At 69.0% G+C, this 12,055-nt stretch carries 11 protein-coding genes and 1 pseudogene; 4 read left to right on the plus strand and 8 right to left on the minus strand.

All coding sequences use genetic code 11. The features are described 5' to 3' along the window. Window positions 1–4: 4 nt before the first annotated feature. A complete protein-coding gene (locus AC1DHD_RS02395; RefSeq protein ID WP_476878149.1) occupies window positions 5–1,309 on the minus strand; it encodes a cation:proton antiporter in 1,305 nt (434 codons plus the stop codon). 189 nt (window positions 1,310–1,498) lie between these two features. Here AC1DHD_RS02395 and AC1DHD_RS02400 point away from each other — a divergent pair, with 189 nt between their 5' ends. Beyond that, on the plus strand, window positions 1,499–1,735 hold the full coding sequence (locus AC1DHD_RS02400) for a hypothetical protein (protein ID WP_476878150.1): 237 nt from the start codon (window positions 1,499–1,501) through the stop codon (window positions 1,733–1,735). A 128-nt stretch (window positions 1,736–1,863) separates the two neighbouring features. On the opposite strand, the gene AC1DHD_RS02405 is transcribed toward AC1DHD_RS02400, so the two are convergent. From AC1DHD_RS02405 to AC1DHD_RS02420, 4 genes are all read right to left on the minus strand, one after another. Continuing rightward, window positions 1,864–2,100, minus strand: coding sequence for a hypothetical protein (locus tag AC1DHD_RS02405; RefSeq protein WP_476878151.1), 237 nt, complete (start codon window positions 2,098–2,100; stop codon window positions 1,864–1,866). Between the two features lie 151 nt (window positions 2,101–2,251). Further along, complete coding sequence (gene hutH / locus AC1DHD_RS02410; RefSeq protein ID WP_476878152.1) at window positions 2,252–3,844, minus strand: histidine ammonia-lyase; 1,593 nt, start codon at window positions 3,842–3,844, stop codon at window positions 2,252–2,254. 34 nt (window positions 3,845–3,878) lie between these two features. Continuing rightward, window positions 3,879–5,576, minus strand: coding sequence for a urocanate hydratase (locus AC1DHD_RS02415; RefSeq protein WP_476878153.1), 1,698 nt, complete (start codon window positions 5,574–5,576; stop codon window positions 3,879–3,881). 154 nt (window positions 5,577–5,730) lie between these two features. Then, window positions 5,731–6,582 carry an IclR family transcriptional regulator gene (locus AC1DHD_RS02420; RefSeq protein ID WP_476878154.1) on the minus strand — a complete coding sequence of 284 codons (852 nt, stop codon included), beginning with the start codon at window positions 6,580–6,582 and terminating at the stop codon, window positions 5,731–5,733. 364 nt (window positions 6,583–6,946) lie between these two features. Here AC1DHD_RS02420 and AC1DHD_RS02425 point away from each other — a divergent pair, with 364 nt between their 5' ends. Further along, window positions 6,947–7,204: a hypothetical protein gene (locus AC1DHD_RS02425; protein ID WP_476878155.1), complete on the plus strand. Its 258-nt coding sequence runs from the start codon at window positions 6,947–6,949 to the stop codon at window positions 7,202–7,204. A 130-nt stretch (window positions 7,205–7,334) separates the two neighbouring features. Here the strand turns inward: AC1DHD_RS02425 and AC1DHD_RS02430 are convergent, their stop codons facing one another. Together AC1DHD_RS02430 and AC1DHD_RS02435 are read right to left on the minus strand one after the other, a co-directional pair. After that, window positions 7,335–8,084 carry a 3-hydroxybutyrate dehydrogenase gene (locus tag AC1DHD_RS02430; protein ID WP_476878156.1) on the minus strand — a complete coding sequence of 250 codons (750 nt, stop codon included), beginning with the start codon at window positions 8,082–8,084 and terminating at the stop codon, window positions 7,335–7,337. 63 nt (window positions 8,085–8,147) lie between these two features. Next, on the minus strand, window positions 8,148–9,527 hold the full coding sequence (locus tag AC1DHD_RS02435) for an MFS transporter (protein ID WP_476878157.1): 1,380 nt from the start codon (window positions 9,525–9,527) through the stop codon (window positions 8,148–8,150). A gap of 133 nt (window positions 9,528–9,660) precedes the next feature. On the opposite strand from AC1DHD_RS02435, the gene AC1DHD_RS02440 reads away from it, so the two are divergent. Then, window positions 9,661–10,578 carry a LysR family transcriptional regulator gene (locus AC1DHD_RS02440; RefSeq protein WP_476878158.1) on the plus strand — a complete coding sequence of 306 codons (918 nt, stop codon included), beginning with the start codon at window positions 9,661–9,663 and terminating at the stop codon, window positions 10,576–10,578. 28 nt (window positions 10,579–10,606) lie between these two features. On the opposite strand, the gene AC1DHD_RS02445 is transcribed toward AC1DHD_RS02440, so the two are convergent. Then, a complete protein-coding gene (locus tag AC1DHD_RS02445) occupies window positions 10,607–11,563 on the minus strand; it encodes a spermidine synthase (RefSeq protein WP_476878159.1) in 957 nt (318 codons plus the stop codon). Between the two features lie 182 nt (window positions 11,564–11,745). Between AC1DHD_RS02445 and AC1DHD_RS02450 the strand changes: the two are divergent. Continuing rightward, a pseudogene (locus AC1DHD_RS02450) lies at window positions 11,746–12,055 on the plus strand (hypothetical protein); the annotation flags it as partial.

Consider the following 12,055-nt stretch of genomic DNA (forward strand, 5'->3'; position numbering starts at 1 on the left):
GGGATCAGATGGCCGTGTGCGGCGCCTGGCCCTCGTCGCCGTGCTGTTCGACGGCCCGGCGCTGCCGCAGGCGGTCGAGCCGGTTCATCACGGGCGCGGTCGTGGCGCCGTGCAGCACAATCGACAGGGCCACCACCAGCCCCACGAACGCCCAGAGCTGTTCGGCCTGCGCGCTGAAGTTCCCGTGGCCGAGGGCGAAGGCGAGGTAGTAGAGCGAGCCGATGCCGCGGATGCCGAAGAAGGAAATGGCGGTCCGTTCCCGCGGGCCGGTCTTGCCCCGCGCGAGCCCGGCCCAGCCSGCCAGCGGKCGCACCAGCAGCAGGAAGGCCAGCGCCACSAGCACCTCGGCCCAGCCGATGCCGGCCAGCAGGCCGCGGGCGATCGACCCGCCCAGGAGCACCAGGATCACCACGGTCATCAGCCGCTCGAGCTGCTCGACGTAGGAGTGCATCACCCGGTGGAACCCGTGGGTGCGCTCGGCGGCCCGGATGGTGACGGCGCAGACGAAGACCGCCACGAACCCGTAGCCCTCCAGCATCTGCGTCACGCCGTAGGCCAGGAACGTCGCCGCCAGCGCCACGAACCCCTCGGAGTGGTCGGAGAGCCGCACGCTCTCGTGCCGGGCCCCGAAGAAGAGGCGCCCCAGGAGTTTCCCGGTTCCCAGACCCAGCACCACGCCGATCCCGATCCGCCAGAGCACGTCCATGGCGAACCAGTGCCCCAGCCAGTCCGTCGTCCCGGCGCCGGCCAGGCTGATCGCGATGGCCAGGTAGACGAACGGGAACGCCAGGCCGTCGTTCAGGCCGGCCTCGGAGGTCAGACCGAACCGGATCTCGTCCTCGCGCTCGGTTTCCCCTTCCTCGTCGGCCGGCTCCCCCACCTGCACCTCGGAGGCGAGGACCGGGTCGGTCGGGGCGAGCGCGGCGGCCACCAGGAGTGCCGCGCCCAGGCCGAAGCCCAGGAACCAGAGCCCCAGCAGCGTCAGGCCGACGATGCACAGCGGCATGGCCAGGCCGAGCATCCGCCAGGTGGTGGACCACGCCCGGCGGCCGAGCGGACGGTCGAGCGCCAGCCCGGCGCCCATAAGGGAGATGATGACGCACACTTCTGTCAGGTGGGTGACGAATTCCCCGTGTTGCAGCGGGTCGGGGTCCGGCAGTGACGGAATTACGGTGAAGGCCAGCATGCCGGCGCCCAGGAACACCATGGGCATCGAGAGGGGCGCGTTGCGCAGCAGTTTGGGCAGGACAGCCGCGATGAACACGGCAACACCGGCCGCGGCGAAGACAATACTGGGAGCATCGAACATGCGTGCGTTCTCCTTCCGATCCCGGGCGCCGGCCCGGAATGGGTCGGGGCGCCGTTCCAACGGAACGGCGCCCCTCGCCTCAAAACATATACCGCCTTCTGCACACTATCTGCTCAGGGCGGGGACGCCACGCCGGACAGACTAGAATGTAGGGTGGCCAACCGGCCTGATTCTAGGAAAGACCAGTTAATGAACACACACACCATGCAGACCCAGGCCTCTGACGCCACGTCGATCAAGCTCTCGTTTGCCAGCGCCCACGAGGTCCACCACGGCCTCGAGAAGGCCGTCAACACCCTTATCGCGTCGGCCGTCCAGGACCGCCGCTGCGGGATCCGGGTTACCCGCCACGAGCCGGGCGCCTACACGGTAGCGCTCGACGAAACGGTTCCTTTCGGTGAAACCCACGAGGACATCGCCGCCTAGTCTGGCGGCACACGCGAACCAGTTTGGCGGCACACACGAAGGGCCGGTGGGGATACTCCCCCACCGGCCCTTCGTTTTTGCCCGGCCGCGCTGAGCCGCGCTGCTTCGCCGCAGATACCTGCAGGTACCTAGCTGCGCCGCACCTGCACGCCGTCGGACTTCAAAAACAGCTGCGCCTCGGACGGGGTGCCCGGCACCAGCCACAGCACGTTGCCGCTGGATGACACTTCTTCGACTTCCCCGGCCGACAGCACCTGGGCGTGCTTCAGGATTTCCACCCGGTCACCCGCCTTCAGGCTTTTCCAGTCGGAAACCGTGGCGGCGAACGCCGTGCGCCTGGACAGGACAGTCCCGCGTGCTTTCATGAACTTCTACCCCTTTGTAGGTTCCTGCCACAACATCTTTGGTGTGGGCTTACTCATATTTTTACTACACTTCCCGGGCCCCCGCCGACCGTGTCGCCGAACATTTCGGGGGCGCCGGGAAATCCCCGCATGCCGCGTATTTTCTTTGCCGTCAGGCCAGATTTCCGACGGCGGATTCGGCGGCCGCCCGGACCTTCCCGGAGGCGACCAGCACGTCCGCCGCTTCCAGTTCGGGTGACAGGAACCGGTCCGTGCCCGGGCCCTCCACCACGGAGCGCAGCACGTCGATGACGGCGGYGCCGGCCGGGCCCGGGGTGAGCTCSCCGCCGGAGAGCTGKGTSCGGATGTCCAGSGCSCGGGCSGAGGTCACCAGYTCGATCGCGAGGACCCGGCGCAGGTTCTCCACCGCGCGGCGGAGCTTGCGGGCCGCGTGCCAGCCCATGGAGACGTGGTCCTCCTGCATCGCCGAGCTCGGGATCGAGTCCACTGACGCCGGTACGGCCAGCCGCTTGTTGTCCGAGACCAGCCCGGCCTGCGTGTACTGGGCGATCATCAGGCCGGAATCGACGCCGGGATCGGCGGCGAGGAATGCCGGGAGGCCGTGTGAGCGGGCCGGGTCCAGCATCCGGTCGGTGCGGCGCTCGGCGATGGAGCTCAGGTCCGCGACGGCGATGGCCAGGTAGTCCAGGACATAGGCCACCGGGGCGCCGTGGAAGTTGCCGTTGGAGCTGACCCGGCCGTCCGGGAGCACCACGGGGTTGTCGATGGCGGCGGCGAGCTCGCGGGAGGCCACCAGGGCCGCGTGGTCCACGGTGTCGCGGACTGCGCCGGCCACCTGGGGTGCACAGCGGAGCGAGTAGGCGTCCTGGACCTTGGTGTCGTTGATGCGGTGCGAGGCCACAATCGGAGAGTTGGACAGGACCCGCAGCATGTTATCCGCCGAGGCGGCCTGCCCCGGATGCGGCCGGAGCGCGGCGTGCAGCTCGGGCAGGAACACCTGGTCCGTGCCGAGCAGCGCCTCGACGCTGAGCGCGGCGGTGATGTCCGCCGTCGTCAGCAGCTGGCGGAGATCGGCGATGGCCATCAGCAGCATGCCGAGCATGCCCTCGGTGCCGTTAACCAGCGCCAGGCCTTCCTTCTCGGCCAGGGTGACCGGTTCGATCCCGTGCGCGGCGAGGAGCTCGGCGACCGGGCGGGCACCCTTTACGCCGTACAGTTCCCCGTCCGGGCCAGTGGCTTCGCCTTCACCCATAAGGACCAGCGCGCAGTGCGAGAGCGGGGCGAGGTCGCCGGAGCAGCCGAGGGAGCCGAATTCGCGGACCACGGGGGTGATGCCGGCGTTCAGGACGTCCACCATGGTCTGCAGCACCACGGGACGGACCCCGGTGCGGCCGGAGGCGAGGGTCTTGGCGCGCAGGAACATGATGCCGCGGACCACTTCGCGTTCCACGGCCGGGCCCATACCGGCGGCGTGGCTGCGGATGAGCGACTTTTGCAGCTGGGTGCGCAGTTCGCCGGGGATGTGCCGGTTGGCCAGCGCCCCGAAGCCCGTGGAGATGCCGTAGGCGGGGACGTCGCTGTGGGCGAGGTCGTCGATGTGGGCGCGGACCTTCGCGACGGCGTCGAGGGCGTCCTGGGCGATGGTTACGTGCGCGTCGAGGCGGGCGACGGCGACGACGTCCTCGGGGGTCACGCCGCTGGAGCCGAGGGTGACGGTGAGCGGTGAGTGGGTGGTGAGGGTCATTGCGACCTTCCTAAATTTGAGGGTGGGGGCTGGGTTAGCGGGTTTCCAACATGGGGATGCGGACGCCGCGTTCGTTGGCGACCTCGACGGCGCGGTCGTAGCCGGCGTCGGCGTGGCGGATAACGCCCATGCCGGGGTCGTTGGTGAGGAGGCGTTCGAGCTTCTGCGCGGCGAGGTCGGTGCCGTCGGCGACGGAGACCTGGCCGGCGTGGATGGAGCGGCCGATGCCGACGCCGCCGCCATGGTGCAGGGAGACCCAGGTGGCGCCCGAGGCGGTGTTGAGCAGGGCGTTGAGCAACGGCCAGTCGGCGATCGCGTCGGAGCCGTCGGCCATCGCCTCGGTCTCGCGGTACGGGGAGGCGACGGAGCCGGAGTCCAGGTGGTCGCGGCCGATCACGATAGGGGCCTTGACCTTGCCTTCCTTGACCAGCTGGTTGAACAGCAGGCCGGCCTTGGCGCGTTCGCCGTAGCCGAGCCAGCAGATGCGGGCCGGCAGGCCCTCGAATTCAACGCGCTCGCCGGCGGCGTCGATCCAGCGGTGCAGGTGCTTGTTCTCGGGGAAGAGTTCCTTGATGGCCTTGTCCGTGACGGCGATGTCCTCCGGGTCGCCGGAGAGTGCCACCCAGCGGAACGGGCCGAGCCCCTCGCAGAACAGCGGCCGGATGTAGGCCGGGACGAAGCCGGGGAACTCGAATGCACGGTTGTAGCCCCCCTTGCGGGCCTCGTCGCGGATGGAGTTGCCGTAGTCGAAGACCTCGGCCCCGGCGTCCTGGAATTCGACCATGGCCTGGACGTGCTTGGCCATGGACGCCTGGGCCTTCTTGGTGAAGCCCTCGGGATCGGCGGCGGCCTCGCGGTGCCATTCCTCGACGGTGATGCCCTCCGGCAGGTAGCTCAGGGGGTCATGCGCGGAGGTCTGGTCCGTCACGATGTCCACGGTGAGCTCGCTGGCGTTGTGGCGGCGCAGGATTTCGGGGAAGACCTCGGCGGCGTTGCCGACGTAGCCCACGGACCAGCCGCGGCGTTCTTCCTTGGCTTTGAGGACCTTGGCGATCGCGGTGTCGAGGTCGGTCTCGACCTCGTCGAGGTAGCGCTTGCCGGCCCGGCGGCGCAGGCGGGTCTCATCGACGTCGACGATCAGGCAGGCGCCGTCGTTGAGGGTGACGGCGAGCGGCTGGGCGCCGCCCATGCCGCCGCAGCCGCCGGTGAGGGTCAGGGTGCCCGCGAGCGTGCCGTTCTCGTCCCCGGTGAGTTTCCGGGCGATCGCGGCGAAGGTTTCGAAAGTGCCCTGCAGGATGCCCTGGGTGCCGATGTAGATCCAGGAGCCCGCGGTCATCTGGCCGTACATCATGAGGCCCTCGGCCTCGAGGCGGCGGAATTCGGGCCAGTTGGCCCAGTCGCCGACCAGATTGGAGTTGGCCAGCAGTACGCGGGGCGCCCATTCGTTGGTCCGGAAGACACCGACGGGTTTGCCGGACTGGACCAGCAGGGTCTCGTCCTTCTCCAAGGTTTCCAGGGTGCGGGTGATCGCGTCGAACGCCGCCCACGAGCGGACGGCCCGGCCGGTGCCGCCGTAGACCACGAGGTCGTCCGGGCGTTCTGCCACCTCGGGGTCCAGGTTGTTCATCAGCATCCGCAGCGGGGCCTCGGTCTGCCAGCTCTTGGCGCTGAGCGTGGTGCCGCGGGCTGCTTTGACCGGGCGGGCACCGGTGGTGAAATCGGCGGGTGCCATGGTGGCTCCTTCGTATCTGGTGTTCGGGAAGAGGTTCTGTATCAACTAAAGCCTGTCGGCCGCACCGGAAACAGGGGGTTCAAACGGGTACTGTCCGGAATGCCAGACCCGACCGGCCGCGCTAAAGCGCCGGTTCCCGGACCCGGAACGGAGCCTAGTGCGCGCTGGTGGGGCTGGGGCGGCCGTGGATCCGGACGGAGAGGTCATCGGCGACTTTTTTGACCCGCGCGGCGAGGACCGGCCACTGTTCGGCGGGCAGTTTGTCCTCCAGGAATGTGACGGCGACGGCGGCGGTCGGCCAGCCGGTGTGGTCGGTGACGGCGGCTGCGATCGATCCGAATCCCGGGGTCACCTCGCCGTGCTCGGTGGCGTAGCCCCGCTGCCGGACCTGGTCCAGGTGGGAGGACAGCACCGAGTACTTGGTAATGGGCGTTTCCGTCTCATGCCGGGCACTGAAGGCCGCGGCGTTCGGGTACAGCGCCCGGACCTGGGACTTCGGCAGCGCGGCCAGGATGGCCCGGCCGCTGGCGGTGAGGTGGCTGGGCAGCCGGACGCCGACGTCGGTCACGAGGGAGGGCCGGTTCTTGGCCCGCTCCTCCACGATGTAGAGCACGTCCCGGCCGTGCAGCACCGCCAGGTGGGCGCTCTCGCCGATGACATCCACGAGTGTCGCGAGCATCGGCCGGCCCAGCCGCGAGAGCGGTTCCTGCCGGGAGTACGCGGAGCTGAGCTCGAAGGCGCTGATGCCGAGCCCGTAGCGCTGCTCCTCGTGCAGGTGCAGCACAAAACCGTTGGCCTCCATCACCCCCAGCAGGTGGTAGACGCTGGAGCGCGGCAGCCCCAGGGACGTGGCAATGTTCGACGCCGCCATCGGCCCGCGCTTGGAGGCCAGCAGTTTCAGGATGCGCAGCGTGTTCTCGGCCGCTGGCACCTTGGAGGCGGGCCTGGCGGCTGCCGCCTTAGGCTCGACGGCGGGTGCCTCCGCGGGCAGGGTGGTGGTGGTCATGTGGTCCTCTTCAGCATCGGCCGGTGTCCGGTATCCCGTACTTAAGCATGCCTCCGGATGGTGCCAGCCGGGAGGATCCCGTTCGCACGCGTGTCTGGAATCCCAGACAATCCTGCTGCCTGCTGGGCGGAAGGAAGCTCCGCGGCCGGAGCCTCCGGAGCGGGCGCAGCGTCCAAGTATCCCGCGCCGCCGCCCAAGTGGTGCCGGGCAGGGAAGGGGTAAACGTTACTCGTGTGACTGGTGGGACCGGAGCCTAGGGTGGCTGCACGGGGGCACCGGAACGGCGGCGGTCAGGCTGGGGAGCCCGCATCACCCGGGCCGGGCCCCCGCGAAGGATGTCGGTTCGCGGGCAAGGAGCACTCCCATGGGTCATTCACAGACGGCAGGCACGCGGTCTGCGGGACGGCTCGGCCGGGTCCTTGGCCGCGCCGCACACACTCTTCGCGGCGAGCGGGTCCCGTTCCGGATCGGCCAGGTGGTGGTGGGCGACGACCCCTTCAATGGCCGCCGGCAGGGGACCGTGGTGKCGGTCAGGGCACCGTTCGTGGGGCTGCGCATCCCCGGGACACCGGCCGGAACCCTGATGTTCTTCGATTACCGGGACGTGCGGTCCGCCGAATAGGCGGGCAGGCGGGCCCGCCGGGAGGACCGCAAGGCCACCCGGCCACTCCGGCCGCCCCGGCCTTAAGACGGAAGACCCGCCCGGGCAGGAATGCCCGGGCGGGTCTGCAGCCGATCCCTGTTGCGCAGGGTTAGCGGGCGGACCAGCCGCCGTCCATCGTGTAGCTGGCGCCGGTGACCATACCGGCGTCGTTCGAGGCCAGCCACGCCACCAGGGAGGCGACCTCCTCCGGCTCCACCAGGCGCTTGACGGCGGCCTCGGTAAGCATGATCTTGGTCAGCACCTCGGACTCGGGAATGCCGTGTACCTTGGCCTGGTCGGCGATCTGSGMCTCSACCAGCGGGGTGCGGACGTAGCCGGGGTTGATGCAGTTCGAGGTGACCCCGTGGGCGCCGCCTTCCAGGGCCGTGACCTTGCTGAGCCCCTCGAGGCCGTGCTTGGCGGACACGTAGGCCCCCTTGAACGGCGAGGCCCGGAGCCCGTGGACCGAGGAGAGGTTGATGATCCGGCCGAACCCGTTGGCGTACATGTGCGGCAGCGCGGCGCGGATCAGCAGGAACGGCGCTTCCAGCATGAGGGTGATGATGCGGCGGAAGTCGGCCGGATCGAACTCCTCGATCGGGCTGATGCGCTGGATCCCGGCATTGTTGACCAGGATGTCGCAGTCCAGGCTGAGCGTCTGCAGGGCCTCGACGTCGAGCAGGTTGACGGCCCAGGCGGTGCCGCCCACCTCGTCGGCGAGGGCGGTAGCGGCGGCCTCGTCGACGTCGGCGACCACCACCTTCGCTCCCCTTGCCGCGAGGGCGCGGACGCTGGCCGCGCCGATCCCGCCTGCACCGCCGGTGACCAAGGCCTTGCGGCCGTTGAGCGTATTTTCCATTACCCAGCCTTCCAGTTCAGAGATTCAGCGTGATCAGAGTCAAGCACGTCGGGGTGATGCGGGTCAGCGGCTGGCCGCGACGGCCAGGCCTTCGCGTTCGGCGTCGGCCCGGTCAACGTCCTCGAGGGCGACGCCCTTGGTTTCCTTGAGGCTGAGCACGGCCACCGTGGTGATGGCGCACGCGACAACGAGGTAGATGGCGGTGGGCAGCCAGGATCCGGTGTCCTTCAGCCACGCCGTGGCCAGGAGCGGCGCCAGCGAGCCGGCGAAGATCGAGGTGACCTGCGAGCCGAGGGAGACGCCGGCGTAGCGCATCCGGGTGGGGAACAGCTCGGACATCAGGGCGGGCTGGCCGGCGTACATAAAGGCGTGCAGGCACAGGCCGATCGTCACCGCGAGCACGATGATCACCGGGTTGCGGGTGTCGAACATCGGGAACGCGAAGAACGGCCAGGTGGCCCCGGTGATGGCGCCGACCAGGTAGACCGGCTTCCGGCCCCAGCTGTCCACCAGCCGGCCCACCTGCGGGATTACGAGGAAGTGGATAACGTGGGCGATCAGCAGGGCCAGCAGCAGCGAGGAGGTGTCGTACTTGTGGACGGACTTCAGGTAGACGATCGCGAAGCTGACCACGAGGTAGTACATGATGTTCTCGGCGAAGCGGAGGCCCATGGCCTGCAGGATGCCCTTGGGGTACTTGCGGATCACTTCGCGGACCCCGAAGCTCACGGCCTGCTCCTGCTCGAGCTGCGCCTTGGCCTCAAGGAAAATCGGCGACTCGGAGACGTGGGTTCGGATGTAGTAGCCGACGAACACGATCACCGCGGAGAGCCAGAACGCCACGCGCCAGCCCCAGCCGAGGAAGTCGGCGGCGCTCAGGACGTTGGACATGATGAACAGGACCAGGGTGGCCAGCAGGTTGCCGACAGGGACGGCGGCCTGGGGCCAGCTGGACCAGAAACCGCGGGACTCGTTGGGGCTGTGTTCGGCCACGAGCAGCACGGCGCCGCCCCATTCACCGCCGAGCGCAAAGCCCTGGATGAAGCGCAGCGCAACCAGCAGCGCCGGGGCGAGGTAGCCGATGTCGACGAAACCCGGCAGGCAGCCCATCAGGAAGGTGGAGACGCCAATGATGACAATGGTCAGCTGCAGGGTGGGCTTGCGGCCCAGCTTGTCGCCGATCTGGCCGAAGACGACGCCGCCGAGCGGGCGGGCCACGAAACCGACGGCGTAGGTCAGGAAGGCCTGGATGATGCCGTCGAGCTCGTTGCCGGAGGCGGGGAAGAAGTACTTGCCGAACACCAGGGTGGCGGCGGTGGCGTAGAGGAAGAATTCGTACCATTCCACGACGGTGCCAACCATSGATGCGGCGACGATTTTCTTGAGGCCTGCACCCTTGGGGGCTGCGGCGGGGGGTGTTGCGGAGCGTTGGTCTACGCTCATGTCGATCTCCTTAGTGTCCACGATGACACGCGCTGTGATGCACGGCACTGAAAATGGGCTTCATCGAGTATTGCCGCAGATTTAGAGCGGTTCAATGGCCAAAGCGGCACCATGTATGTGCAGAATTGCAGATATGAACGCTAACCCGGATGACCTGCTGGTCCTGCTGGCCGTCTCCCGTTCGGCAAAATTCACGACGGCGGCCCAGGCCCTGGGCCTGAACCACACCACCGTCTCCCGCCGGATCGCGACCCTTGAGAAGGCCCTTGGCGGCCGGGTGCTGTCCCGGGCCGCCGGCGGCTGGGAGCTGACCGAGCTCGGCGCCGCCGCCGTCGCCGTCGCGGAACAGGTGGAGGGCGCGGTGCGGTCGCTCGAGCAGCCCGGAACGACGCCGGACCCGGTCACCGGCGTCGTCCGCATGACGGCCACCGACGGCTTCAGCGCCTATATCGCCGCCCCGGCGGTGGCCCGGCTCCGCCGGCACCACCCCGGGCTCAGCGTCGAAATCATCACGGTGACGCGGCGGGCGTTGCAGCAGCGCTCCGGGCTGGACATCGAGGTGGTGGTCGGCGAGCCACAAGTGCACCGGGCGGAGGCGGCCCGGCTGGGCGAGTACATGCTGGGCATGTACGCCTCGCGCAGCTACCTGGCCGAGTACGGAACCCCGGCCTCGGTGGAGGAGTTGAAGGCGCACCCCCTGGTGTATTTCGTGGACTCCATGCTGCAGGTTGATGACCTCGATGCGCCGCGGCGGCTGGTGCCGACCATGCGGGACGGGCTGAGCTCCACCAACGTGTTTGTCCACGTTGAAGCGACCCGCGCCGGGGCCGGAATCGGCTTCCTGCCGTGCTTCGCCGCGGACCTGCACCCGGACCTGGTCAGACTGCTGCCGGACGAGTTCGCGGAGCGGCTCCCCTACTGGATGGTGCTGCGGCCGGACTCAATGCGCCGGCCGGCAGTGGCCGCCGTCGTCCAGGCCCTGCGTGAGCAGACGGACGCCCACCGCGAAGCGCTCATGGGGCGCGGCGGCTACGCATCGATTGCTCCGTAGGCGCCGTTTTGGGGCGTAAAAAGGGCAGTTACGGAGCAGTCGGCGACGACGGCGTCGGGCCGGGTGCCGCCGGTGCCGTCGCCGGGGACGCCGGGGCTTCGGGGTCGTGGCGGACGGCGGCACCACCGGCGAAGGCCCGGACCTTGGCGTCGTTCCAGATGTGGGCGGGCACAGCGCCGCCCAGCAGGCGCCGGGCCAGGCCCGGGTCCTCGTCGAACGGCAGGTCGCTGCCGGCGATGATCATGTTGCCGTAGCGCCGGCCTTTGAGCATGGCGGGGTCGGCGATGATCATGGTGTGCGCAAAGGCCGCGGCAATGGTGGCGGCGTCCTCGCGGGCGTTGCTCAGGGCCGGGGCGTCGCCGGAGTTCACCACGTAGATCCCGCCCGGGGCCAGGACGTGCCGGGCGTGGGCGGTGAACTCGCTGGTGGTCAGGGGCCGCGGGGTGACGGAGCCGGCGAAGACGTCCCGGATGATGAGGTCCCGCGTTTGTGGCGTGAGGGCCTCGGTCACTTCCCGCGCCTCGCCCACCCGCAGGCGCAGGAGCGGGGCCTTGGGGAGGTCGAACCAGCCGCGGACGTACTCGGCGAGCTTGCCGTCCAGCTCCACCACCACCTGGCGGGCCTCCGGATAGGCAGCATGGAAGTAGCGTGCCAGCGAGCACGCCCCGCCGCCCAGGTGCAGGCCGCGCAGCTTGGGCCGTCCCGCCGGCGGCCAGCGAGATTCCACCAGGGCCGCGATCCAGCGCATGTATTCGAAGTCGAGGAACAGCGGATCGGCGAGGTCGATGTGGGAGCTCATCACGCCGTTGATCCGCAGCAGCCACCCGGTGGAATTGTCCTGGTCCGGGATCAGCTCGCAGTCGCCGGTGTCGATGTAGTAGACGCCCGCGGCGGGACCGTCCGGGCGGGTGCCCTTGGGCGCATCCACCACTCCCGGCGTCGAGGTTCCGGCGTTGCGGCCGGCCGCCCTGCCCCGCTTTGCCATCAGGCGCCCGCCGTTCCGTCCATGCTTCAACCCTAACCGGCRGGAACCCAGCAATTTCAAAATGGACCTTGCAACCAGATGCCAAGCATGCTTACCATCTAAAGGTAATCATGCTTACTATTCGCGTTCGGCGCTGCCGGTGCTCCTCCCCGGCGGCAGATCTACAAGGAAAGAGAGCGACGATGACAGAGAACCAGTGGCCCCAGGACAGCGGCTACGGCACCCCGGGAGCGCCAGCGGGTACCCAGTTCGGCGCGGAGCCGGAGCTGCGGCCAAGCACAACTTTCCCGTCGGCCGCAGGGTCGGCCTCCAAGACGGACACCGCCAAGGACGAGGCCGGCGAAGTGAAGCGGCAGGCCGCCGATTCGGCGCAAAACGTGACCGAGACGGCGAAGGCCGAGGCCGCGAATGTGGCCGGCGAAGTCAAGAGCAACGCCAAGGACCTCCTTAACCAGGCCCGGAGCGATCTCACCGCGCAGGCCGGGACCCAGC

The sequence above is a fragment of the Arthrobacter sp. 05L45_2 genome, assembly GCF_056397525.1.